This is a genomic window from Paraplanobispora siamensis (genome assembly GCF_016863175.1).
Taxonomy (GTDB): domain Bacteria; phylum Actinomycetota; class Actinomycetes; order Streptosporangiales; family Streptosporangiaceae; genus Planobispora; species Planobispora siamensis.
The window spans coordinates 316,582-338,887 of sequence record NZ_BOOJ01000027.1; the positions used below are offsets into that span (position 1 = coordinate 316,582).

A 22,306-nucleotide genomic window follows, 5' to 3' on the forward strand; every position below is an offset into this window, starting at 1 on the left:
GCTGGAAGCGGTGACGAAGACCGGCCGGCGGCTATTCCGGCAGGGCGAAGCGCACGGTCCCCGAGGCGTGGTCGCCGAGGCTGACCCTGCCGCGGACCTCGACGGTGAACTCGTCGTCCTCCCGGCCGACGACGGTGCCGGTGAAGGTCAGCGTGTCACCGGCGTAGGCGGGCACGCCGAGCTTGACGTTGATCCCGCGGATCAGCGCCTCGGGACCGGCCCAGTCGGTGACGTAGCGCTCGACGAGACCCATCGTCGTCAGGATGTTGAGGAAGATGTCCTTCGAGCCCTGCGCCCTGGCGCCCTCGACGTCGTGGTGGACCGGGGTGAAGTCCATCGTCGCCAGCGCCGTCGAGACGATCGCGGTGGGGGTCAGCTCGATCGACAGTTCGGGGAGGGGTGATCCGATCTCGACCTGGTCCTCGGTAAGTGTCCGCATCACGGCTCCCGGGGGATCCACATGGGGAGGACGAGTTCGTCGTCCATCTGTCGATACGTCACACGCAACGGCATACCGATACCCACTTCCGAGGGCGGGCAGTCCACGACATTGCCCACGATGCGAACCCCTTCCGGCAGTTCGACCACAGCAACCACGAAAGGCGCCTGACGCCCCGGGACCGGCGGGTGATGGTGCACGACATAGCTGTAGACCTCGCCCAGCCCGCTCGCCACGACGTGGGTGCGGGCGGCCGAGCGGCACGAGGGGCACATCGGGCCGGGCGGGTGCCGCAGCTGCCCGCAGTCGGCGCACTTCTGGATCCGCAGCTCGCCCTGGGCGGCCCCCTCCCAGAAGAACGCGGTGTCCTCGTTGACGGCCGGTCTCAGCGGGTACGGCGGGCGCGGCCCGGCGGAGGCCTCCCCGGTCCCGGAGTCCGTGCGGCCGTCCTGCGCCCCGGAGCCCGCGCGGTCCGTGCGGGGGCGGAACTTCAGCACCCGGAAGAGCATCTCGGCCACGGGCTCGTCGTCGCAGTACCAGGTGACGTTCCAGGTGACGAAGTAGCCCTCGCCGAGCGCCGTCCGCTTCGGGCCCGTCAGCCCGGTGAACCGGGTCGCCGGGACCGGCCGGTCGCCCGGCCGCAGATAGCGGTGGTAGGTCTGCTCGCAGTTGGTCGCGACCACGCCGGTGTAGCCGTTGCCGTCGAGCATGGCCAGCACGTCGTCGACCGGGGTGGGGCCCTGCCTGGCCCTGCGGTTCACCCCCGGCATGGTCCAGACCTGGATCATCGCCGGGGGCGCCACGATCCCGCCGTGCACGCTCGCGGCGGCGGCCTCGGCGTCGGTGTAGACCGGGTTGGCGTCGCCCATGGCGTCCGCCCAGTGCCGGATCATCGGGACGTTGACCGGGTCGGCCGCCGCGAGCCCGCGGACCTCGCCGGCCGCGGCCTGCCGTTCGGCCAGGGCCGTCAGCCGGTCGTGCAGGGTGGGGTCGGTGATGAGCGTCATCGGGGCGGCCTCGGCAGGTTCAGGCCGAGCATGGTGATCAGTTCGCGCTGCACCTCGTTGACGCCGCCGCCGAAGGTGAGCACGAGCGCGCCCTTGACGCCGTGGTCGAGCCGGTCGGCGAACTCCGCCGTCTCCGGGTCGGACATGTCGCCGAAGCGGGCCAGGACGTCGCCGACGATCCTGCCGACCTCCTGCATCCGCTCCGATCCGTAGATCTTGGTGGCGGAGGCGTCGGGGGCGCCCAGCCAGCCCAGATCCATGTTGGCCGCGACCTGCCAGTTGAGCAGTTCGTTGGTACGGAAGCAGGCGTAGACCCGGCCCAGCGCCCGGCGCACCGCGGGCTCCTCGATCAGGCCCGTGGTGCGCGCCCAGCGCAGGAACCGGTCGTAGGTGTGCGCGATGTTGCCCGCCGGCCCGAGCGTGACCCGCTCGTGGTTGAGCTGGTTGACGATCAGGTCCCAGCCCTTGTTGACCTCGCCCACGACCATGTCCACCGGCACGCGCACGTCCGAGTAGTAGGTGGCGTTGGTGTGGTGGCGCCCGTCCATGGTGACGATCGGCGTCCAGGAGAACCCGGGGTCGGAGCAGTCGGCGATCATCATCGTGATGCCGCGGTGCTTCTTCGCCTCGGGATCGGTCCTGGTCGCCAGCCAGATGTAGTGGGCGTAGTGCGCGCCCGAGGTGAAGATCTTCTGGCCGTTGACCACGTAGTGGTCGCCGTCCAAGACCGCCGTGGTGCGCAGGGAGGCCAGGTCGGTGCCCGCCTCCGGCTCGGAGTAACCGATGGCGAAGTGGCACTCCCCGGCCAGGATCCGCGGCAGGAAGAACTCCTTCTGCGCCGGCGTGCCGTACTGCATGAGGGTGGGGCCGACGGTCTGCACGGTGATGATCGGATAGGGCACCTCGGCCCTGGCGATCTCGTTGGCGAAGATCTGCTGCTCCAGCGGGCCGTACCCGCCGCCGCCGTACTCCTCGGGCCAGCCGATCCCGAGCTTGCCGTCGCGGCCGAGCCGGCGGCAGTGCTCCATGTAGGCGTCGCCGAACGGGTCGTGGGCGATCTTCTTGCGGTCCTCGGCGGTCAGGCAGCCCCGGAAGTACTCGCGCAGCTCGTCGCGGAGCCTCTTCTGCTCGGGGGTCAGGTCGATCAGCATCAGACGAGCGCTCCGATCGTGTCGAGCCGGGCCTCCACGCCGCCCAGCAGGTGGGCGTGGTGCTTGCCCCAGGCGAAGTAGCGGTGCAGCGGGTAGCTCACGTCCACCCCGAGCCCCCCGTGCAGGTGCTGGCAGGTGTAGAGCGCCTGGACCGCGGAGTCGGCCGCGGTGAGCGCGGCCACCGCCAGGTCCGCCTCGGCCTCCTCCACCAGGCCCTCGGCCAGCCGCCAGACCCCCGACCAGACGGCCACGTCGAGCGCCCGCCCGGCGATGTAGACGTCGGCGACCTGCATGGTCACCGCCTGGAACTCCGCCAGCGCCCGGTCGAACTGCCTGCGCGTGCGCAGGTGCTCGGTGGTCAGCGCGAGCGCGCCGGCCAGCACGCCGGAGACCGTGGCCACCGCCCCGGCCGTCACCAGGCGGCACAGCCCGCGGAACGCCTCGCCGTCGGCCGCGCCGACCGGCTCACCGGGGACATCCTCCAGCGTGAGCACGGCCCCCGGCTCCCCGGTGGACAGCGGCACGGTCGTCACCGCCGCGGCGCCCCGCGGGATCAGGAACAGCCCGATCCCGCCCCCCGCGCCCGGCTGCCCGCCGGTGCCGTCCGCGTTCCGCGTCCCGCCGGTGCCGCCGCCCGCGCCGTCCGGACCGGTCTGCGTGACCGCGGGCACCAGGACGCTCGACGCCTCGGCCCCGTAGGGCACCGTGCCCGTACGGCCCTCCAGCACCCATCCCCCGTCGCTCCCGCGCCGGGCCGTGACGGCCGGGGCCGCGCCGAGGTCGCGGCCGGGCGCCTTCGGCGCCGAGGCCAGGAGGGTCTCCCCGGCGGCCAGCGGGGCGAGCGCCTCGCGCTGTTCGCCGGAGCCGTACCGCGCGACGGTCATCGCCGTGACCAGGCTCTGCAGCAGGGGGACGGGGGCGACGTGCCGGCCGCTCTCGCGCAGGATGACGGCCAGCTCCATCGGCCCGAGCCCCGCCCCGCCCGCCTCCTCGGGCAGGCAGGCGCCCAGCAGGCCCGCCTGGGCCAGGGCTCCCCACAGGCCCGCGTCGTACGGCGCGCCGCTCTTGTCGTGGGCGTCGAGCCGGGCGGTGGTCGTCTCGCGGTCGAGCACCTTCGCCGCGAGTTCGCGCAGGTCGTCTTGGGTCTCGTCAAGATTGAAGTCCACTAGCGCTCCAGGAGGTGTTCTCGGCCGTTCGCGACGAACTCGTTCTCGATCTGCTTGACGTCTTCCGGGGTCAGCCGGCGCCAGTCCGGTTCGCGGGGCGGGCGCCACCAGACGGGGTCGCCGGTCCGCCACGCCTCCGCCACCAGCAGGCGCTTGACGACCTTGTGGGAGGGGGTCTGGGGAAGCTCGGCGCTGACGCGGACGTAGCGGGGCAGGGCCTTGCGGCTCAGGTCCGCGCGGGCGGCGAGGAACTCCGCGAACGCCGTCACCGCCTCCGCGTCCCATCCGCCGACGGCGTCGTCGCCGCCTCCCCCGGCTGAACGGGCTCCCCCGGCTGAACGGGCTCCCCCGGTTCCGGCGGGCGGCTCCGGGACGACGGCGACCATGACCTGGTCCCCGGCCTCGGCGTCGGGCACGGGGTAGACGGCAGCCTCCACCACCCCGGGGAACTCGCGGACCGCCGACTCGATCGGGGCCACCGCGAGGTTCTCCCCGTCGACGCGGAGCCGCTCGGTGCCCCGCCCGGCGAAGAAGACGTAGCCGTTCTCGTCGGCGTAGGCCATGTCGCCCGACCAGAACGCCCCGTCGCGGACCCGCTCCCGGTCGGCCTCGGGGTCGTTGTAGTAGCCGTCGAACAGGCCCAGGTCCCGGGTGTTGACCAGTTCCCCGATGGCCTCGTCCCCGTTGAGCAGCCTGCCGTTCTCGATGACCGCGGGCGGGCACCTGCCGCCCGCCGGGTCGCGGATCTCCACCCCCTCGGGGAGCCTGCCCAGGCAGCCGGGCGGGCCCGAGGGGTCGGGGGTGATCGCGATCGCCGTCTCGGTGGACCCGAAGGCGTCGATCACGTAGCAGCCGAACCGCTCCCCGAAGCGCCTGGTCGCGGCGGCGCTCCCCTCGTTCCCGAAGGCGATCTTGAGGGTGTTGTCCCGGTCGCCGGGCGTCTCGGGGGTGGCCAGGACGTAGGACAGGGCCTTGCCGACGTAGTGCAGGTAGGTCGCGCCGTAGCGCCGCACGTCGTCCATCAGGCCCGAGGCCGAGAACCTCCGCCTGAGCACCAGCGCGGCCCCCGAGGCCACGGCGGGCGCGTAGGCCGCCATGATCGCACCCGAGTGGAACAGCGGCATCGAGCAGTAGACGACGTCCTGCGGCGACAGCAGCGCCGCCAGGTTCGTCCCCGGCACCGCGATCTTCCGCTGGGTGACCCGCACCGCCCGGGGCCGGCCCGAGGTCCCCGAGGTGAAGATGAGCATCACGAGGTCGCCCGGCCCGGTCCCCTGCGGCGCCCCGGCGCGCCCGCCCTCCCCCGCGGGCGCCCGCAGGCCGGTGACCCGGGCGGCGAGGTCGGCGTAGCCGGGGTCGTTGAGGATGAGGTCGACGTCGGTGGCGTCGGCGTCCCCGGCCAGCTCGGCGACGCCCCGGGTCGGGTTGAGGGCGACGATCACGTGGCCGGACAGCGCGGCCCCGCCCAGCAGGAACAGCAGCTCCGGCACGTTGTCGAACAGCACGCCCACGTGCAGCGCCCGGCCGCCTCCGGCCTGCCCCTCCCCGGCCCGGCCGTCTCCATCCCGGCCCTTGCGGGCCAGGGCGTCCAGCCGGGCCGCGCGCTCCCGGCACTCCGCGACGTACTCACGCCAGCTCCACACCCGGTCCTCGGACAGGAGGCCGGGCCGGTCGTCGCCGGCACGCCGTTCCAGCAGGTCCGCCAGTGTCTCCCCGGAGTCTTCCCGCGGCATCGCGCCTCCCGGTGGGGGTGTTCAGGTCAGCCGCCCGCAAACTAGAACGGATTCTAGTGTTTGTCCAGACTACGTCCGGAAGCAACAATCCAGAAGATGGTGTTATGAGGCATATGCCATGTAAACCAGCCTTCCTTGTGACTGATGAGTAACCAGCCGGAGTACTAAGAAATCAGATAACGTGTTCTTATGCGCATCCCGCATGCCACCACCGAGGCGCCCGCCACCCGGCGCCCCGCCGGCACGTCCGCCCCGAGCACCGCCGGACCGTCCACGATCAAGGGGGTCCCTGGCGTGCACAGCGAGACGACGTCCACCGGCGCCCGCACGAGAAGCCAGCACCAGCGGCGCAAGCGCATCGTCCAGGCCGCGGCGGCGCTGGCCTCGCGCGGCGGCGTGGAGGCCATGCAGATGCGCACCGTCGCCGAGCGCGCCGGCGTCGCGCTCGGAACGCTCTACCGCTACTTCCCCTCCAAGATGGATCTCGTCGTCGCGGTGGTCGGCGAGGAGATCGACCTCCTCGAGAGCAGCATCGAGCGCCGCCCGCCGAGCGCCACCACGCCCTCCGGCCGGGCCGTGGACGTCCTCATGCGCGCTACCCGGGGCCTCATGCGCGAGCCCGAGCTGGCCGACGCGCTCATCCGCTCGCTGATCCTGGCCGAGGTGGAGACGCCCTTCGGCGACCGCATGACCGACCTGCTGCTGCGCGTCACCGCCGACGGCGTCACCGTGCGCACCGCCACCGAGGAGCAGTTCGCCCTCGTGGGCTCCCTGTCGAGCGTGTGGGTGCAGGAATTGCTGGAGATGCTGCGCGGGCGCCGCACCCACGAGCAGATCCAGCGCCGCATCGAGATCGCCGCCGCCCGCCTGCTCGCCGATTTCGACGCCCCTCCTTCCGCACCAAAATAGAACGCGTTACAGTCGCTTGCGGAAGGCGACTGGAGCGATGTTCTGGAGCGGCGCGTGGGCGGCCGCGAGGAGCGGACCCGCAGGCGGTGCGCTCCCCGGCGGCGGCTGGGCACCGCCCGACGAGGGGATTTCCGGATGAACGCAGTGATCGTCGAGGCCGTGCGGACGCCGATCGGCAAGCGGGGCGGCCTGCTCGCGGGCCTGAAACCGCAGGCGCTGCTCGCCGCGGCGCTGAACGGCCTGGTGGAGCGGGCCGGGATCGACCCCGCGATCGTGGACCAGGTCTTCGCCGGCTGCGTGACCCAGGCGGGCGAGCAGGGCGGCCACGTCGGCCGGCAGGCCTGGCTCTACGGCGGCCTGCCGTACCGGACGGGCGTGACCACCGTCGACGCGCAGTGCGGCTCCTCCCAGCAGGCCGTGCACCTGGCCGCCGCCCTCATCGACGCGGGCATCGTCGAGGTCGCCGTGGCCTGCGGCATCGAGGTGATGAGCCGCGCGCCGCTCGGCAGCAACGTGCTCCCGGCCGACCCCAGGCCCGACGACTGGTCCGTCGACCTGCCCGACCAGTTCACCGCCGCCGAGCGCATCGCCCAGCGGCGCGGGCTGACACGCGAGCGGCTCGACTGGTTCGGGGCCCGCTCCCAGCAGCTGGCCGCCAAGGCCTGGGCCGACGGCCGCTACGACCGGGAGATCGTCAAGGTGACCGCGCCGGTCCTCGGCGAGGACGGCCTGCCGACCGGCGAGACCCGCACCGTCGACCGGGACCAGGGACTGCGGGAGACCACGGCCGAAGGGCTGGCCGCGCTCAGGCCGGTGATGGGCGAGGGCGCCCTGCACACCGCGGGCACCTCCTCGCAGATCTCCGACGGCGCGGCGGCGGTGCTGCTGATGAGCCGGGAGGCCGCCGCCCGGCACGGCCTGCGCCCCCGGGCCCGGATCCTCGCCCAGGCGCTCGTCGGCGCCGAGCCGTACTACCACCTGGACGGCCCGGTGGACGCCACCGCCAGGGTCCTGTCCGCCTCGGGCATGACCGTCGACGACATCGACCGCTTCGAGGTCAACGAGGCCTTCGCCTCGGTCGTCCTGTCGTGGGCGTCGGTGCACCAGCCGGACATGAGCCGCGTCAACGCCAACGGCGGCGCCATCGCGATCGGCCACCCGGTCGGCGCGACCGGCTCCCGGCTGATCACCAGCGCACTGCACGAGCTGGAGAGATCCGACTCCTCGACCGCGCTGGTGTCGATGTGCGCCGGCGGCGCGCTGGCCACCGCCACCATCCTCGAACGCCTCTGAACACTGGAGAACCCCTGGTGAAGACCCGCCGCAGGCCGTACAGCGAGCAGCGCCCGACCGACCTCGGCGGCGGGGTGTGGAGCGTTCCTGTGCCCATCCCGGGCAATCCGCTCGGCTACACGCTCGTCTACGCGATCGAGTCGCCCGCCGGGCCCGTCCTGATCGACGCGGGCTGGAACCACCCCGACGCCTGGCTCGCGCTGCGCGACGGGCTCGCCTCGCTGGGCGTGGACGTGCGCGAGGTGCGCGGCGTCGTGGTGACCCACTTCCACCCCGACCACGCGGGGCTCGCCGGGCGGGTGCGGGAGGAGTCCGGCGCGTGGATCGCCATGCACGAGGCGGACGCGGCCCTGGTCAGGCTCATGCGCCAGGTCGGCGACGGCCTGCAGCGGGACTTCCAGGCCGGCATGCTCCGGCGCGCGGGGGCCGGCGCGGTCGAGGTCGAGGAGGTGACCGCGAACCGGCCCGGTCCCCCGGCCCCGCCCGACCGGGAACTGCACGACGGGCAGCTCGTCGACCTCCCCGGGCGCGCGCTCCGGGCGATCTGGACGCCCGGCCACACACCGGGTCACCTCTGTCTCCACCTGCAGGACGCCGACCGGCTGTTCACCGGCGACCACGTGCTGCCGGGGATCACCCCGCACGTCGGCGTCTACCCCTACGACCGCGCCGACGTCGACCCGCTCGGCGACTTCCTGCTCTCCCTGGAGAAGGTCGCCGGGCTGGGTGAGCTTGAGGCGCTGCCCGCCCACGAGTGGACCTTCCCCGACGCCGCGGGACGGGCCCGGGAGATCCGCGCCCACCACGAGGAGAAGCTGACGGCCCTGGCCGCCCTGCTGGCGGAGGCCGGCCGGCCGCTGACGATCTGGGAGGTCGCCGAGCGGATGACGTGGAACCGCCCCTGGCCGGAGCTGTCGGGCATGCTGCGCGGCATGGCCGCGGGGGAGGCGGCGGCGCACCTGCGGGCGCTGGAGGCGCGCGGCGTGATCCGCCGCATGCCGGAGTCGGAGTCGGCGTCGGCGTCGGCATCGGCGTCGGCGTCGGCGTCGGCGTCGGCGTCGGGCACGGAGTCACAGGAGGGAGCACCCGGGACGGGGCCCGAAGCCTGGATGCGTGGGGGGACTGAGCCTGTCCGGTTCGCCCTACACTCCTAGACATCCGATGTCTTAGCGAACCCGGGATGGTGAAGTGTGGCGGTCACCGACGCCGCTATCGACAAGATCAAGCAGATGATCCTCTCGGGTGAGCTCGCGCCGGGCAGCAGGCTGCCGAAGGAGGCCGACCTCGCCGAGCGGCTCGGGCTGTCGCGCAACTCCCTGCGCGAGGCCGTCCGGGCCCTGGCGCTGATCAACGTGCTGGACGTGCGCCAGGGTGACGGGACCTACGTGACCAGCCTGGAGCCGCGGCTGCTGCTGGACGCCATGTCCTTCGTGGTCGACTTCCACCAGGACGACACGGTGCTGCAGTTCTTCCAGGTACGGCGGATCCTGGAGCCCGCGGCCACCGCCATGGCCGCGACCTCGATGACCGAGCCCGAGATCGACGAGCTGCGCGGGATCCTCTCCTCGCTGCCCGAGGATCCCAGCGTCGAGCAGCTCGTCGCCAACGACCTGCGCTTCCACCAGCGCATCGCCGAGGGCTCGGGGAACGCGGTGCTGTGCTCGCTGCTGGAGAGCCTGTCGGGGCCAACCACCCGGGCCCGCATCTGGCGCGGCCTCACCCAGGAGAACGCCCTGGAGAAGACCCGCGAGCAGCACGCCGCGATCTGCGAGGCCATCGCCTCCCGCCAGCCGGAGGTCGCCCGGGCCTGGGCCACCGTCCACATCGCCGGCGTCGAGGAGTGGCTCCGCAACGCCCTGGCCTGAGCGCGTCCGGGCCGCCGCCGATCCGGTACGGCCTGCCGCCTCCGGGCCGCCCATCCGGTACGGCGGCCGCCGTACCGGGACCGGTCAGGCGGAGAGCAGGCCCTCGGCGGCGAGGTCGGCCCACAGGGCCTCGGGGGCGGGGCGGGCGGTCAGGGCGGCGTTTCGGGCGACCTCCTCGGCCGAGCGGGTCCCCACGACCACGGAGGCGACCGCCGGGTGGCGCAGCGGGAAGGCCAGCGCCGCCTGGGGCAGGGTGACGCCGTGGCGCTCGCAGACGGCGGCGATCCGGCGGGCGCGGGCCAGCAGGGAGCCGGGGGCGGGCGCGTAGTCGTAGGTGCCCGACGGCTCGTGGGTGGCCAGCAGGCCGCTGTTGAAGACCCCGGCGGCCAGCACCCGGACGCCGCGCTCCAGGCACAGGGGCAGCAGCTCGCGCCCGCCCGACTGGTCGAGCAGCGTGTAGCGCCCGGCGAGCATGACCACGTCCACGTCGGTCTCCCGGACGAACCCGGCGAGCATCTCCCACTGGTTCATCCCCGCCCCGATCGCCTTGACGACCCCCTGCTCGCGCAGCTCCGCCAGGGCCGGGTACGCCTCGGAGACGGCCTGCTCCCAGTGGTCGTCCGGGTCGTGGATCAGCGCGATGTCCACCGAGTCGAGGCCGAGGCGCTCCAGGCTCTCCTCCAGCGACCGCCGTACCCCCTCGCGCGAGTAGTCGCGCACCCGGCGCAGGTCCGCCGGGACGTCGAAGCCCTCGTCGTCCCGGCCGCCTCCGCCCGGGGAGGGCACGATCAGGCGTCCGACCTTCGTCGACAGGACGTAGGAGTCGCGGGGACGCCCGGCCAGCGCCGCGCCGAGCCGCCGCTCCGCCAGGCCGAGGCCGTAGTGCGGCGCGGTGTCGAACAGCCGGATCCCGGCGTCGAAGGCGGCATCGACCGCCGCCGTCGCCGTGGCGTCGTCCACCGCGGTGAACAGGTTGCCGATCGGGGCACCGCCGAAGCCGTACCTGCTGAGCTCCACACGCGCTCCATTCCACGCTTCCACGAGAACGTCAATCCTGTGCCTTACCCCCCGCGAGGCGGCTGATCATCAGCGCGACGAGGATGATCGAACCGTAGACGAGCTGCTTCCACTCGCCGGGCACGCCCTTGAGGGTCAGGATGTTCTCCACCAGGCCGATGACCAGCACACCGGTCAGGGCGCCCAGGATCGTGCCCTTGCCGCCGTCCATGCTGACGCCGCCGATGACGGCCGCGGCGAAGGCCATGAAGATCCAGCCGACGCCCTGGTTGGCGCTGATGCCGCCCAGCCGGCCGGTCTCCAGCACGCCCGCGAGGGCGGCGATCACACCGCCGATGACGAAGACGGCCCAGACGACCCGCTCCACCCGGATGCCGGCCGCGCGGGCGGCGTCGGCGTTGCCGCCGATGGCGTACAGCGCGCGGCCGGCCCGGAAGTAGCCGAGCGCGATGATGCCCGCGGCGAAGAACGCGCCGGTGATCCAGATGGCCGCCGGGATGCCCAGCCAGGTGGCGCTGCCCAGGTAGAGGAACGACTCGGGCAGCTCGAACAGGCTCTTGCCCTGGGTCAGGCCGAGCTGGAGGCCGTGCACGACGATCATCATGGCCAGCGTGACGATGAAGGCCGACAGCTGGAAGCGCATGATCAGGAAACCGTTGAACGCGCCGACCAGGCCGCCGATGAGCAGGCAGAGCGGGATCGCCAGCACCGCGGGCAGCTCCAGGCCGAACCCGCCGGCCGCCGTCGGGATCACCAGCATCACGCCCACGGCGGGCGCCATGCCGACGGTGGACTCCAGCGACAGGTCGAACTTGCCCGCGATGAGGATCAGCGCCTCGGCGAGCACCACCAGCGCCAGCGCCGACTGCTGCTGGAGCACGTTCGTCAGGTTGCCGGGGGTGAGGAAGATCGGATCGACGAACGATCCGGCGACCAGCAGGACGATGATCACCGGGACCAGCGTGAGGTCCCGGAAGCGGCCCAGGCGCAACCCGCGCCGCGCGGGCACGGCGCCGGCCTCGGCCAGGGGTGGGGAGGTCCGCGTCGCGTTCACAGGACGGGTCCGGTTCATGGGGGCTCTCCCGGCAGTCGGGCGTGTCATCGGTTCTCGATACCTTCCATGGCCGCCACCAGCTCGGTGTCGGTCCAGCCGCGCGGCACGTCCCTGACGATCCTGCCGTGGAACATGACCAGGACCCGGTCGCAGATCCGCAGGTCGTCCAGCTCGTCGGAGACCAGTACGGCCCCGGCCCCGCGGCCGGCCGCGTCCTCGACCGCGCCGAGGAGCGCGTGCTTGGCCTTCACGTCCACCCCGGCGGTCGGGTTGATCACCACGAGCGCCTTCGGGTCGTCGGCCAGCGCCCTGGCCAGCACGACCTTCTGGGCGTTGCCGCCGGACAGGTCCCCCACCGGCTGGTCGGGCCCGGTCGTCTTGATGTCCAGCTCGGCGATCATCCGCGCGCCGTGCTCGCGCCGGCGTGCCGGGGAGACCGCCCCGTAGCGGCCGAGCCTGCGGGCGATCGGCATCGTGGCGTTCTCGGCGATCGACAGCAGGGGGACGAAGCCCTCGCGGTGCCGGTCCTGGGGGACGAAGCCCAGGCCCGCCTCCAGCGCGGCCGGGATGTCGCCCGGCCGGACCGCGGCGCCGCCGACGCTCACCGTGCCCGAGTCGGCCCTGCGCAGGCCCACCAGCGTCTCGGCCAGGCCGACCTTCCCGCTGCTGCCGGATCCGGCCAGGCCGACGACCTCGCCGGCCCTGACCTCCAGGTCGACCCCCTCGTAGCGGCCGGCGAGGGTGAGCCCGCGGGCGGCGAGCACCACGGGGGCCGAGGCGGGCACCGTACGGGACCGGTAGGCGTAGGCGGCGGTGGCCTCGCCGGTCATCGCGTCGACGAGCCGCTGGTGCGGCAGCTCGCCGACCGGGGCGGTGACGATGTGCCGGGCGTCGCGGAAGACCGAGACGCTCTGGCAGATCTCGTAGACCTCCTCCAGGTGGTGCGAGATGAACATCATCGTCACGCCCTGCTCGCGGAGCGCGCGCATGCGCTCGAAGAGCCGCTGGATGGCCGGGCCGTCGAGCTGGGCGGTGGGCTCGTCCAGGATGATGAACCGGGCGCCGAACGACAGGGCCCGGGCGATCTCCAGCAGCTGGCGCCGCTCGACGCCGAGGTCGCCGGCCATGGCCTCGGCGTCGACGGCCACGCCGTACTGCTCCAGCAGGTCCCTGGCCCGGGTCCGCAGCTCCCGCCACCTGATCGCGCCCCGCTCGGTCTGCCGGTTCAGGAAGAGGTTCTCCGCGACCGTCAGGCTGGGGATGATCGTCGACTTCTGGTAGACGCAGGCCACCCGCCGCCGCCAGGCGTCCCGGTCGGCGAGCGGCGGCGCGGGCTCCCCGGCGAACCTGACCTCGCCCTCGTCGGGACGCTGCAGGCCCGTCAGGATCGACACCAGCGTGGACTTGCCCGCGCCGTTCCTGCCGACCAGCGCGTGGGTCTCCCCCTCGGCGATGGTGATGCCGGCGCCGTTCAGCGCGGTCGTCGGGCCGAAGCGCTTGACGATGTCACGGGCCTCGACGGCCGGGACGCCCCCGGCCGCCGACGCTTTTTCCTTAGATTTCATCACTTGACCTGGTTGCCCCAGAGCTTGGGATCGTCCACGTTCTCCTTGGTCACCAGCGGGGCCGGGAGCTGGTCCTCCAGCCCGTTCGGCAGCTGGATGATCGTGCTGTCGTGGTCCGTCGGCCCCGGCTGGAAGGTCTTGCCCTCGACCGCGGCCTTGGCGTAGAAGAGCGCGTACTTGGCGTACAGGTCGGCGGGCTGGGAGACCGTGGCGTCGATCTCGCCCCTGCGGATCGCCTCGAACTCCTGCGGGATGCCGTCGTTGGAGATCACGAAGACGTGCTTGGGGTCCTCCGGGGGCACGATCAGGCCCTTGGCCTTGAGCACCTGCAGGGTCGGGGCCAGGTGGACGCCGCCCGCGTGCATGTAGACGCCCTTGATGTCCGGGTGCTGCTCCAGGCGGGTCTGCAGCATGGAGGCGGCCTTGGTGCCCTCCCACTCGGTGGGCTCCTCGAAGACCGTGATGCCGGGGAACTTCTCCTTCATGCACGAGCGGAACGCCTCGGCCCGGTCGCGGCCGTTGATCGACGACAGCGCGCCCATCAGCTGGACGACCTTGCCCTTGCCGCCGAGCTTCCCGCCGAGGAACTCGCACGCCTTGGTGCCGTAGGCCTTGTTGTCGGCCCGCACGACCATGAAGACCTTGCCCTTGTCCGGGCGGGTGTCGACGGAGACGACCGGGATGTTCTTGTTCTCGAGGTTCGAGAGCGTCGAGGCGATCGCGCCGGTGTCCTGCGGGGCCATGATGATCACCTTGGCGCCCTGGCCGACGAGGGCCTGGGTGTTGGCCACCAGCTTGGCCACGTCGTTCTGCGAGTTGGTCCCGGGCATCAGGTCGACGCCCAGCTCCTCGGCCATGTCCGGGACGTACTTGGTGTAGGAGTTCCAGAAGTCGGAGTCGGCGCGCGGGAAGTCGATCCCGACCTTGCCGCCGGCGGCCCCGGTCTCACCGGCGGACGTGGTCCCGCCGCCGGCGCTCTCCGACGTGCCGCACGCGGTGAGGGGGAGAGTGAGCGCGAGCAGCGCCGCGCCGGCCGCCGCGGTTCCGAGTTTCATGCCTTTTGCCTCGTTTCGAACCATATGGGGGGTGATTATTGCCTGACCAGTCGTCTCGGCCCGCGGGGGGACCGGTCACTCATCTCGTCCCTCACGGGGACACCGGTCGCGATCGGGGCCGGAGCCGGAGCCCCTGCATGCCCCCGTCCACGGCCAGGACCGTTCCGGTCGTGGAGGCCGCCAGCGGACCGGCCAGATAGGCGATCGCGGCGGCGGTCTCCTCCGCGCTGACCAGGCGGCCCATCGGCTGACGGGCCTCCAGCGCCGCGCGCTCGGCGACCGGGTCCGGCGCCGCGTCCAGCAGCCGCTGCACCCACGGGGTGTCGGCGGTGCCGGGGTTGACGCAGTTGACCCGGATGCCCTCGTGCACGTGGTCGGCGGCCATCGCGAGCGTGAGCGACTGCACGGCGCCCTTGGAGGCGCTGTAGAGCGCCCGCTGGGGCAGCCCCGCGGTGGCGGCGATCGAGCAGGTGTTGACGATCGCCGCGTGCCGGGAGCGGCGCAGGTACGGCAGGGCCGCCCTGGTCACCCGGACCATGCCCAGCACGTTGACGTCCAGGACCCGCCGCCACTCCTCGTCGGGGTTGTCCTCCACCGTCCCGGCGGCGCCGATGCCGGCGTTGTTGATCAGGATGTCCAGCCCGCCCAGCCGTTCGGCCGCCGCGGCGACCGCCGTACGGACCTGCGCGTCGTCGGTGACGTCGGCCTTCAGCCCGACGAACGGCTCGCCGGGCGGGTCGAGGTCCAGGCAGGCCACCGCCGCTCCGCGTCCGGCCAGCAGGGTCGCGGTGGCCAGGCCGATCCCGGAGCCGCCTCCGGTGACCAGCGCGCGCAGGCCGTCGAACTCAGTCATCGGGGGACCTCCAGATCCGGCCGCCGGGATAGGTGTGGTCGGCGATCGACGCCGCGTGCATCTGCGCGCCGAAGCCCGGCCGGCTGGGGGCCGTGTAGGCGCCCTTCCTGATCACCACCGGGTCGACGAAGTGCTCGTGGAGGTGGTCGACGTACTCGATCACCCGGTTCTCCATCGAGCCGCTGACCGCGACGTAGTCGAACATCGACAGGTGCTGCACCAGCTCGCACAGGCCCACCCCGCCCGCGTGCGGGCAGACCGGGATGCCGAACTTGGCGGCGAGCAGCAGGATCGCGACGTTCTCGTTCACCCCCGCGACGCGGGCCGCGTCGAGCTGGAGGTAGGAGATCGCGCCGGCCTGCAGGAGCTGCTTGAAGACCGTCCTGTTCTGCACGTGCTCGCCGGTGGCGACCGGGATCGGCGCGATGGCGCGGGCGATGGCGGCGTGGCCCAGCACGTCGTCGGGGCTGGTCGGCTCCTCCACCCAGTGCGGGCGGAACGGCGCCAGGGCGTTCACCCACGCGATGGCCGAGCCGACGTCCCAGCGCTGGTTGGCGTCGATGGCGATCGGGAAGTCCTCGCCGCAGGTCTCCCGGGCGATGCGCATGCGGCGCAGGTCGTCCTGGAGGTCGGCGCCGACCTTGAGCTTGATCTGGGTGAAGCCCTCGTCCATCGCCTCCTTGCACAGGCGGCGGAGCTTGTCGTCGTCGTATCCGAGCCAGCCGGGCGAGGTGGTGTAGGCCGGGTAGCCGTGCTCCCGCAGGTGCGCGATCCGCTCGGCCCGGCCGGGCTCGGCGGCGCGCAGGATGGCCAGGGCCTCCTCGGGGGTGATCGCGTCGGTGAGATAGCGGAAGTCCACCAGCGCGACGATCTCCTCGGGGGACATCTCGCTCAGCAGCAGCCACAGCGGCTTGCCCTCACGCTTGGCCTTCAGGTCCCACAGGGCGTTGACCACGGCGGAGATCGCCATGTGCACGACGCCCTTCTCGGGTCCGAGCCAGCGCAGCTGCGAGTCGTGGACCATGTCCCGCCACAGCGCGCCGAGGTCCTCGACGTCCCGGCCGATCACGTACGGCTCCAGCGCCTTGATGGCGGCCGTCTGCACCTCGTTGCCCCGGCCGATGGTGAAGGCGAAGCCGTGGCCCTCGAACCCGTCGTCGGTCCGCAGCACCAGGTAGGCGGCCGAGTAGTCGGGGTCGGGGTTCATCGCGTCGGAGCCGTCGAGCTCCAGCGAGGTGGGGAAGCGGATGTCGTGGCCGTCCAGCGAGACGATCCGGTAACCGGCGCCCGCCGTACCGGTGGAGGCGGCCTGCGCGTCCTTGGAGCCGCTCATGCCTGCGGACGTGTCCGTGGAGCCGCTCATGGGCGCGCCCGCGGGCCCGCTCATGCCCGCCCCACCGTCTGGCGCTGGCGGCCGAGCCCGTCGATCTCCAGCTCCATGACCTGGCCCTCGCGCAGGTACGGCGTGCCGGGCAGGCCGAGCGCGACCCCGGCGGGGGTGCCGGTGTTGATGATGTCGCCGGGCTCCAGGACCATGAACCGGCTGAGGTAGCGGACGACCTCCGCCACCCCGAAGATCATGTTCTTGGTGGAGCCGTTCTGGTACGGCTCGCCGTCCACCCACAGCCGCAGGCCCAGGTCCTGCGGGTCGGGGATCTCGTCGGCGGTGACCAGCCAGGGGCCGAGGGGGTTGAAGGTCTCGCAGGACTTGCCCTTGTCCCACTGGCCGCCGCGCTCCAGCTGGAACTCGCGCTCGGAGACGTCGTTGGAGATCGCGTAGCCCGCGACCTTGGCCAGCGCCTCCTCGTGCGTCTCCACGTAGCGGGCCGTCTCGCCGATGACCACGGCGAGCTCGACCTCCCAGTCGGTCTTCACGCTGCCGCGAGGGATGAGGACCTCGTCGTACGGCCCGACGACCGTGTTGGCGGCCTTCATGAAGACGACGGGCTCGGCGGGGGGCGTCGCGCCGGTCTCCTCCGCGTGGTCGCGGTAGTTGAGGCCGATGCACACGATCTTCCCCGGCCGGGCGACCGGCGCGCCGACGCGCAGGCCCCCGGCGTCGAGGACGGGCGGCGTCCCGCTCTCCAGCGCCTCGCGGACGCGTGCCACTCCCCCGGAGGCGAAGAAGGTCCCGTCGATCTCCTCGGAGATCACACGGAGGTTGCCGGCCTCGTCCATCACGACGGGCCGTTCCCGGCCGACAGGTCCAACGCGCAGCAGCTTCACACCGCATCCCTTGGGTCATACAGTTCATACATCGGATGTCTTGTCCCGTGATGCTGGCGGACCTCCGGGCGCCTGTCAATGCCTCACCACCAGATACATCCGATCTGTTAGGTGGAAGAACGTGCAGGCTATGCCGATTTCCCGGATATTCGCTGCACCCCTTCTCACAGTCATCGGGTTTCGCCGACCGGGAGGCGGCATCCGGGCGCGCCCGCACCGTTCCCCGCAGACCCGATCCGGAGAGGCCATACATCGGATTACTAAGGGTGTTGACCGGGCGTTTCGGTAAGGCAACCGACCCGTTCCCTTGACTGTTGCGTCCGCACGCAATAGAACATGTTTCAGAAACGTATCCGACCAAGCGCTTGATCAAGTGCCTGGCCGTGAGCCGTGCCCGACCCGGTCCACGCCCCCCGGCACGTACGATTCACGCAGGAGGGCTCATGAATATCGATCTTGTCGACCAGGATTCGTACGCGCTCAACGGTCCCCCGCTCGACCAGCTCGCCTGGCTCAGGGCCAACGCCCCGGTCTACCGGCACCACGGCGCCCCCGCGCAGGACTGGCCGGAGTTCTGGGCGGTGACCAAGCACGCCGATGTCGTCCACGTCTCCCGGCACTCCGACCTGTTCTCCTCCAGCCGCAAACTCGCGCTGTTCAACGAGATCCCCGAGGCGGAGCGCGAGATGCAGCGGCTGATGATGCTCAACCAGGACCCGCCGGAGCACACCCGGCGCCGCTCCCTGGTCAACCGGGGCTTCACGCCGCGGGTCATCGGCAGGCTGGAGCAGCACATCCGCGACATCTGCCACGACCTGGTGGACGAGGCCAAGGGCCGCCCGTCGGCCGACTTCGTCCGGGACATCGCCGCCCCGCTCCCGCTGTACGTGATCTGCGAGCTGCTCGGCGCGCCCGTCGAGGACCGGGAGAAGATCTTCTCCTGGTCCAACCGGATGATCGGCGCCGAGGACCCCGACTACGCCACCGACCCGGCCGAGGGCCAGACCGCCGCCATGGAGGTCTACGCCTACGCCAACGAGCTGGCGGCCCGGCGGCGCGCGGAGCCCCGCGACGACATCATCACCAAGCTCCTGCAGCCGGCCGAGAACGGCGAGGCGCTCAGCGAGGACGAGTTCGACCTGTTCGTGCTGCTGCTGCTCGTCGCGGGCAACGAGACCACCCGCAACGCGGCCTCCGGCGGCATGCTCACCCTCTTCGAGCACCCCGGCCAGTGGGCCCGGCTGGTGGCCGACCCCTCCCTGGCCGCCACCGCGGCCGACGAGATCGTCCGCTGGGTCTCCCCGGTCAACCTCTTCCGCCGTACGGCCACCGCCGACACGGTCATCGGCGGCCAGCCGGTCCGCGAGGGCGACAAGATCGTGGTGTTCTACAGCTCGGCCAACCGCGACGAGGACGTCTTCGACTCACCGGACGTCTTCGACATCGGCCGCGAGCCCAACCAGCACATCGGCTTCGGCGGCGGCGGGGCCCACTTCTGCCTCGGCAACCACCTGGCCAAGCTGGAGCTGCGGGTGATGCTGGAGGTCCTGGCCGACCGGCTGCCCAAGATCGCCCAGGCCGGCCCGGCCCGCCGCCTGCGCTCCTACTTCATCAACGGCATCAAGGAACTGCCCGTCACGCTCACCTGACCAGCAGCGCCCGTGCGTGGTCGACGGTGGCGACCGGCAGGCCGCACAGGACGGCGGCCGCCTCCGGATGGGCGACGACCGGCAGTGCGGCGACCGCGTCGGCGGCCAGGCCCCGGCAGTACTCGATCGTGTCGTCGATCATGGAGCTGTTCCTGAGCCGTGCCAGGACGACGGTGATCTCGTCCTCGGTCAGCCGCCGTCCGAGGAACGGGCGCAGGTCCCCGCAGTCACGGCCCACCGCCGTCAGCAGCGGGAAGCTGTAGACGCCCTGCCGCAGGTCGTTGCCGACCGGCTTGCCCAGCAGTTCGGCGGTGGAGGCCAGATCGAGCAGGTCGTCGAGGATCTGGAACAGCGTGCCGTACCGCTCGCCGTACTCCGCCATGGCCCGCCCGTCCGGATGCGCGACCACGCAGCTCGCCCGGAACAGGGAGGCGGTCTTGCGGCGGACCGACTCCAGGGCGTCGGCGGGCGTACGGCCGGCGTCGAAGAGGTCGGCCGTCTCCTGGAACTGGCCCTCGGCCAGCTCGACCAGCGTGGTGGCCAGCGTCTCGGCCACCGCCCTGGGGGTCGAGGCGAGAGCGGCGAGCCAGGCCCTGGCCACCATGAAGTCCCCCACGATCATCGCTCCGCCGTTGCCCAGCTCGGCGTTGACGGTCCGCACGCCGCGCCGCTCGGCGGCGTTGTCCATCAGGTCGTCGTGGACCAGCGACCCCGCGTGGATCAGCTCCACACACGCCGCCGCGGTCACCGCCCGCCGGTCGATCCGCCCGCTCAGCGCCAGCGCCGTCGCCAGGGTCAGCGCGGGCCGTAGCCGCTTGCCCCCGGCCGCGGTGATCCGCTCGGCCGCCCGGTTGATGAGCGGCAGCCGGGAGGAGGTGCTCAGCCGGTTCAGGCGGCGCTCCACCCGGCTCAGCCCTTCGGAGAGGACCGGGCCGGCCAGGAGCTCCTCCGGGCGCTGCGGGCGTGTGGCGGGGACGAGCATGACGGACTCCTCCGTGTGAGGACCCTTCGCGAGGGATCATGAACCACGCTGCCCGACCCCGCCTGAGGACACGCTGAGCCTTCCTGAGGACACGCTGAGCCTTCCTGAGGACACGCTGAGGCCGCCTGTGAGCCCACGCTGGGAGCCCGGCACGGCCAGAACCGCCCGGGCCCGGGCACCGTCGCCCTGTAAATAGGCTGCAGGCGATCGTCAAGTGTCGTCTGCCACGGTCAGGAGCATGACGCGCATGCAGCACGCCAACCGGAAGGGGCGGTCCAGGAGGAAGCCCGCCCGGCGGCCCTCAGGTCCCGCACCCGCCGGCAGGCAGCCCCGGCCCGCCGGTCCTCCCGCCGGGAAGCCCGTCGCCGGCCGGCGGCCGCGCGGGCCGGTGGGGATGCTCTTCCTGATCGGCCTGATGGTCTTCCTGGCCTACACCGTGATCGACACCACCCGTCCCGGCCTGGAGATCGCGCTCGGCGACCGGGGCACGCCCGGCACCGCCGAGGTGCTGTCCTGCGAGGCCCTCGGCGAGGGACGCTACGACTGCCAGGCCCGCTTCACGTTCGACGATCCTGCACGCGAGCCGATCGTCATCGACACCGTCCCCGACGCGGAGGCCGGCGAGGTCTTCCCCGCCGCCCTCACCCCCGAGGGAGACCGGGTCGTGCCCACCGGCGAACGCGGCGTCTGGACCTCGGTGGCCCTGCTCGCCCTCGTCCCGCTCTGCCTGGCCTTCATCCCCACCATGGTGCTGTACGGCTTCGGCATCCAGCGCGGCCGCAGAACCTCGATGATCGGCGCCTTCGCGGTGTCGGCCCTGTCCCTCCTGGTCTGCGTCGTCGGCCTGATCCTCGGCTCCTGACCGGCCGATCATGTCGTGCGGCCGTTCCGCCATCAGGCATCGACCGGAGCTCGACTGCCGCCTTTCTGTGAATATTCCTTGTCGTTCATATTCTCGAACAGGTATATTCGCTGTGTGGAGACCATCGTGTGGAGTGCGCTGGCCGACCCGAACCGCCGTGCGATCCTCCACCTCCTGCTGGAGGGCCCACGCCCGGTCGGCGAGTTGAGCGAAGCCTGCGACCTGAGCCAGCCGAGCACGTCGAAGCACCTGCGAGTGCTGCGCGAGGCCGGCCTGGTCCGGGTCATACCCGACGCCCAGCGCAGGCTGTACGCGCTCGAACCCGCACCGATGGCCGAATTGGACGCCTGGCTGGCGCCGTACCGCCGACTGTGGAACAGCAGCCTCGACGCTCTGGGCCGCCATCTTGACGCCGTCGACGCGGAGCAGCACGACGGCGGTCCGGCACAGCGCCGCAGATCCGACGAGCAGAAAGGCACCGGCAAGCCATGATCACCACGAACTCCGGCACCTACCTCGAACTCGACGACGCCCGCCCCGCGGTCCGCTTCCAGCGGATCTACGACCACCCGATCGAGAAGGTCTGGGCCCTGGTCAGCGATCCGGCCGGACTGGCCCACTGGTTCCCGTCCCCCGAGATCACCCTTGAGCTCACTCCGGGCGGCACCGTCACCTTCTCCGGCGATCCCCGCATGCCCGAGTCCAGCGGACGGATCATCTCCGTCGACCCGCCCCGCCGGCTGGCCTTCACCTGGGGCGGCGACGAGCTCCACTTCGACCTGGAACCGCTCGGGGAGCACCGGACCCGCTTCACCCTCACCAACGTCCTGCAGGACCGGGACACCGCGGCCCGCAACGCGGCCGGCTGGGACCTGTGCCTGTCGGCCCTCGACACCCACGCGGACGGCCGACCGGCCGAGGACCCGCACAACGGCCCGGCTGCCTCCTGGGACGAGCTCTACGACGGGTACGTCGCCGCCGGCCTGCCCTCCGGCGCCCCCGTCCCCGGCAAGGGCTGAGGCCTGCCCGGCGAATCACGGGAGCCGTTCCGAGGCGGCGGCCGGCAGGATCCGGCAACGGCAGACGACCGGGTGGACGGTGCGCCGGCACCCGGGGTCAGGCCGGCGGGAGCTCCTGACGGTAAGCGGACAGGACCGGGGCCGTCTTGACGGCGAGGAACTCGATGATCCGGTAGGTGGCCACCCCCTCGACGCTGAAGGGGTCGGTCGCCACCAGGGCCTCGACGGCCGCACGGTCCCCGCCGACAGCGACGATCACCCCGCCGTCGCGTGGAACCTTACGGCCCGAGGCGAGGAACACTCCGGCCTCGTACTGCTTGTCCAGCCATGCGGCATGGTCCGCCAGAACGGTGTCGACACGTTCGACGGGGGCCGTATAGGTGAGCTCGAGGATGAACATGACCGTCAAGACTAGGCCGTGTTTCTTGGATCGAGGGTTGATCTGACCTTCGATCCGGCTT

22 protein-coding genes are annotated in these 22,306 nt (G+C 72.1%); 8 read left to right on the forward strand and 14 right to left on the reverse strand.

All coding sequences use genetic code 11. The annotated features are described in order from the left end of the window. Positions 1-31 precede the first annotated feature (31 nt). Genes Psi01_RS15790 through Psi01_RS15810 form a run of 5 tightly spaced genes read right to left on the reverse strand, consistent with a single transcriptional unit; the run spans position 32 to position 5,496 of the window. Complete coding sequence (locus tag Psi01_RS15790) at positions 32-439, reverse strand: MaoC family dehydratase (RefSeq protein ID WP_204064754.1); 408 nt, start codon at positions 437-439, stop codon at positions 32-34. Continuing rightward, on the reverse strand, positions 439-1,446 hold the full coding sequence (locus Psi01_RS15795) for a bifunctional MaoC family dehydratase N-terminal/OB-fold nucleic acid binding domain-containing protein (RefSeq protein ID WP_204064755.1): 1,008 nt from the start codon (positions 1,444-1,446) through the stop codon (positions 439-441). The genes Psi01_RS15790 and Psi01_RS15795 overlap by 1 nt, the downstream gene beginning before the upstream one ends. After that, on the reverse strand, positions 1,443-2,597 hold the full coding sequence (locus Psi01_RS15800; RefSeq protein ID WP_204064756.1) for an acyl-CoA dehydrogenase family protein: 1,155 nt from the start codon (positions 2,595-2,597) through the stop codon (positions 1,443-1,445). Before Psi01_RS15800 ends, Psi01_RS15795 begins: the two co-directional genes overlap by 4 nt. After that, the gene (locus Psi01_RS15805) at positions 2,597-3,763 is read right to left on the reverse strand and encodes an acyl-CoA dehydrogenase family protein (RefSeq protein ID WP_204064757.1); all 1,167 of its coding nucleotides are present in this window, start codon (positions 3,761-3,763) and stop codon (positions 2,597-2,599) included. Before Psi01_RS15805 ends, Psi01_RS15800 begins: the two co-directional genes overlap by 1 nt. Next, entirely contained in the window at positions 3,763-5,496 is a 1,734-nt protein-coding gene (locus tag Psi01_RS15810; protein WP_204064758.1) for an AMP-binding protein, read from the reverse strand. The genes Psi01_RS15805 and Psi01_RS15810 overlap by 1 nt, the downstream gene beginning before the upstream one ends. 189 nt (positions 5,497-5,685) lie before the next feature. Here Psi01_RS15810 and Psi01_RS15815 point away from each other — a divergent pair, with 189 nt between their 5' ends. The 4 genes from Psi01_RS15815 to Psi01_RS15830 all read left to right on the forward strand — a co-directional run bounded on the left by Psi01_RS15815 (position 5,686) and on the right by Psi01_RS15830 (position 9,563). Further along, positions 5,686-6,405, forward strand: a complete 720-nt coding sequence (locus tag Psi01_RS15815; protein ID WP_204064759.1) for a TetR family transcriptional regulator — start codon at positions 5,686-5,688, stop codon at positions 6,403-6,405. 135 nt (positions 6,406-6,540) lie between these two features. Then, complete coding sequence (locus Psi01_RS15820; RefSeq protein ID WP_204064760.1) at positions 6,541-7,698, forward strand: steroid 3-ketoacyl-CoA thiolase; 1,158 nt, start codon at positions 6,541-6,543, stop codon at positions 7,696-7,698. A 17-nt stretch (positions 7,699-7,715) separates the two neighbouring features. Then, entirely contained in the window at positions 7,716-8,852 is a 1,137-nt protein-coding gene (locus Psi01_RS15825; RefSeq protein ID WP_204064761.1) for an MBL fold metallo-hydrolase, read from the forward strand. 36 nt (positions 8,853-8,888) lie between these two features. Further along, complete coding sequence (locus Psi01_RS15830) at positions 8,889-9,563, forward strand: FadR/GntR family transcriptional regulator (protein WP_204064762.1); 675 nt, start codon at positions 8,889-8,891, stop codon at positions 9,561-9,563. An 84-nt stretch (positions 9,564-9,647) separates the two neighbouring features. On the opposite strand, the gene Psi01_RS15835 is transcribed toward Psi01_RS15830, so the two are convergent. The 7 genes from Psi01_RS15835 to Psi01_RS15865 form a co-directional block, all read right to left on the reverse strand. After that, the gene (locus tag Psi01_RS15835) at positions 9,648-10,580 is read right to left on the reverse strand and encodes an aldo/keto reductase (protein WP_239127719.1); all 933 of its coding nucleotides are present in this window, start codon (positions 10,578-10,580) and stop codon (positions 9,648-9,650) included. 31 nt (positions 10,581-10,611) lie between these two features. Continuing rightward, positions 10,612-11,652 carry an ABC transporter permease gene (locus Psi01_RS15840; protein ID WP_239127720.1) on the reverse strand — a complete coding sequence of 347 codons (1,041 nt, stop codon included), beginning with the start codon at positions 11,650-11,652 and terminating at the stop codon, positions 10,612-10,614. Positions 11,653-11,678: 26 nt separating this feature from the next. After that, a complete protein-coding gene (locus Psi01_RS15845) occupies positions 11,679-13,199 on the reverse strand; it encodes a sugar ABC transporter ATP-binding protein (protein WP_204064764.1) in 1,521 nt (506 codons plus the stop codon). After that, positions 13,199-14,254 (reverse strand): sugar ABC transporter substrate-binding protein, encoded by a 1,056-nt coding sequence (locus Psi01_RS15850; protein ID WP_204064765.1) that lies wholly within the window; start codon positions 14,252-14,254, stop codon positions 13,199-13,201. The genes Psi01_RS15845 and Psi01_RS15850 overlap by 1 nt, the downstream gene beginning before the upstream one ends. A gap of 91 nt (positions 14,255-14,345) precedes the next feature. Further along, positions 14,346-15,107, reverse strand: a complete 762-nt coding sequence (locus Psi01_RS15855; protein ID WP_204064766.1) for an SDR family NAD(P)-dependent oxidoreductase — start codon at positions 15,105-15,107, stop codon at positions 14,346-14,348. After that, a complete protein-coding gene (locus Psi01_RS15860; RefSeq protein ID WP_204064767.1) occupies positions 15,100-16,440 on the reverse strand; it encodes an L-fuconate dehydratase in 1,341 nt (446 codons plus the stop codon). The genes Psi01_RS15855 and Psi01_RS15860 overlap by 8 nt, the downstream gene beginning before the upstream one ends. A 50-nt stretch (positions 16,441-16,490) precedes the next feature. Continuing rightward, entirely contained in the window at positions 16,491-17,333 is an 843-nt protein-coding gene (locus Psi01_RS15865) for a fumarylacetoacetate hydrolase family protein (RefSeq protein WP_204064768.1), read from the reverse strand. 443 nt (positions 17,334-17,776) lie between these two features. Between Psi01_RS15865 and Psi01_RS15870 the strand changes: the two genes are divergently transcribed. Continuing rightward, positions 17,777-18,982, forward strand: coding sequence for a cytochrome P450 (locus Psi01_RS15870; protein WP_204064769.1), 1,206 nt, complete (start codon positions 17,777-17,779; stop codon positions 18,980-18,982). Here Psi01_RS15870 and Psi01_RS15875 read toward each other — a convergent pair. After that, complete coding sequence (locus tag Psi01_RS15875) at positions 18,975-19,964, reverse strand: polyprenyl synthetase family protein (protein WP_204064770.1); 990 nt, start codon at positions 19,962-19,964, stop codon at positions 18,975-18,977. The two genes, Psi01_RS15870 and Psi01_RS15875, sit on opposite strands and share 8 nt — an antisense overlap. A 238-nt stretch (positions 19,965-20,202) precedes the next feature. On the opposite strand from Psi01_RS15875, the gene Psi01_RS15880 reads away from it, so the two are divergent. The 3 genes from Psi01_RS15880 (at position 20,203) to Psi01_RS15890 (ending at position 21,845) form a co-directional block, all read left to right on the forward strand. Beyond that, entirely contained in the window at positions 20,203-20,826 is a 624-nt protein-coding gene (locus Psi01_RS15880; protein WP_204064771.1) for a hypothetical protein, read from the forward strand. A 114-nt stretch (positions 20,827-20,940) separates the two neighbouring features. Further along, the gene (locus Psi01_RS15885; RefSeq protein ID WP_307819236.1) at positions 20,941-21,318 is read left to right on the forward strand and encodes an ArsR/SmtB family transcription factor; all 378 of its coding nucleotides are present in this window, start codon (positions 20,941-20,943) and stop codon (positions 21,316-21,318) included. Further along, a complete protein-coding gene (locus Psi01_RS15890; RefSeq protein WP_204064772.1) occupies positions 21,315-21,845 on the forward strand; it encodes an SRPBCC family protein in 531 nt (176 codons plus the stop codon). Before Psi01_RS15885 ends, Psi01_RS15890 begins: the two co-directional genes overlap by 4 nt. A gap of 97 nt (positions 21,846-21,942) precedes the next feature. On the opposite strand, the gene Psi01_RS15895 is transcribed toward Psi01_RS15890, so the two are convergent. Continuing rightward, positions 21,943-22,245, reverse strand: coding sequence for a YciI family protein (locus Psi01_RS15895; protein WP_204064773.1), 303 nt, complete (start codon positions 22,243-22,245; stop codon positions 21,943-21,945). Between the last annotated feature and the right edge of the window lie 61 nt (positions 22,246-22,306).

What these genes read in the sequence shown, in the direction of transcription:
- Psi01_RS15860 (WP_204064767.1), bottom strand. Translation starts at nt 16,440, where the DNA reads ATGAGCGGCTCCAAGGACGCGCAGGCCGCCTCCACCGGTACGGCGGGC.
- Psi01_RS15790 (WP_204064754.1), bottom strand. Translation starts at nt 439, where the DNA reads ATGCGGACACTTACCGAGGACCAGGTCGAGATCGGATCACCCCTCCCC.
- Psi01_RS15895 (WP_204064773.1), bottom strand. Translation starts at nt 22,245, where the DNA reads ATGTTCATCCTCGAGCTCACCTATACGGCCCCCGTCGAACGTGTCGAC.
- Psi01_RS15890 (WP_204064772.1), top strand. Translation starts at nt 21,315, where the DNA reads ATGATCACCACGAACTCCGGCACCTACCTCGAACTCGACGACGCCCGC.
- Psi01_RS15820 (WP_204064760.1), top strand. Translation starts at nt 6,541, where the DNA reads ATGAACGCAGTGATCGTCGAGGCCGTGCGGACGCCGATCGGCAAGCGG.
- Psi01_RS15800 (WP_204064756.1), bottom strand. Translation starts at nt 2,597, where the DNA reads ATGCTGATCGACCTGACCCCCGAGCAGAAGAGGCTCCGCGACGAGCTG.
- Psi01_RS15875 (WP_204064770.1), bottom strand. Translation starts at nt 19,964, where the DNA reads ATGCTCGTCCCCGCCACACGCCCGCAGCGCCCGGAGGAGCTCCTGGCC.
- Psi01_RS15840 (WP_239127720.1), bottom strand. Translation starts at nt 11,652, where the DNA reads ATGAACCGGACCCGTCCTGTGAACGCGACGCGGACCTCCCCACCCCTG.
- Psi01_RS15850 (WP_204064765.1), bottom strand. Translation starts at nt 14,254, where the DNA reads ATGAAACTCGGAACCGCGGCGGCCGGCGCGGCGCTGCTCGCGCTCACT.
- Psi01_RS15810 (WP_204064758.1), bottom strand. Translation starts at nt 5,496, where the DNA reads ATGCCGCGGGAAGACTCCGGGGAGACACTGGCGGACCTGCTGGAACGG.
- Psi01_RS15880 (WP_204064771.1), top strand. Translation starts at nt 20,203, where the DNA reads ATGACGCGCATGCAGCACGCCAACCGGAAGGGGCGGTCCAGGAGGAAG.
- Psi01_RS15855 (WP_204064766.1), bottom strand. Translation starts at nt 15,107, where the DNA reads ATGACTGAGTTCGACGGCCTGCGCGCGCTGGTCACCGGAGGCGGCTCC.
- Psi01_RS15795 (WP_204064755.1), bottom strand. Translation starts at nt 1,446, where the DNA reads ATGACGCTCATCACCGACCCCACCCTGCACGACCGGCTGACGGCCCTG.
- Psi01_RS15815 (WP_204064759.1), top strand. Translation starts at nt 5,686, where the DNA reads ATGCGCATCCCGCATGCCACCACCGAGGCGCCCGCCACCCGGCGCCCC.
- Psi01_RS15870 (WP_204064769.1), top strand. Translation starts at nt 17,777, where the DNA reads ATGAATATCGATCTTGTCGACCAGGATTCGTACGCGCTCAACGGTCCC.
- Psi01_RS15845 (WP_204064764.1), bottom strand. Translation starts at nt 13,199, where the DNA reads ATGAAATCTAAGGAAAAAGCGTCGGCGGCCGGGGGCGTCCCGGCCGTC.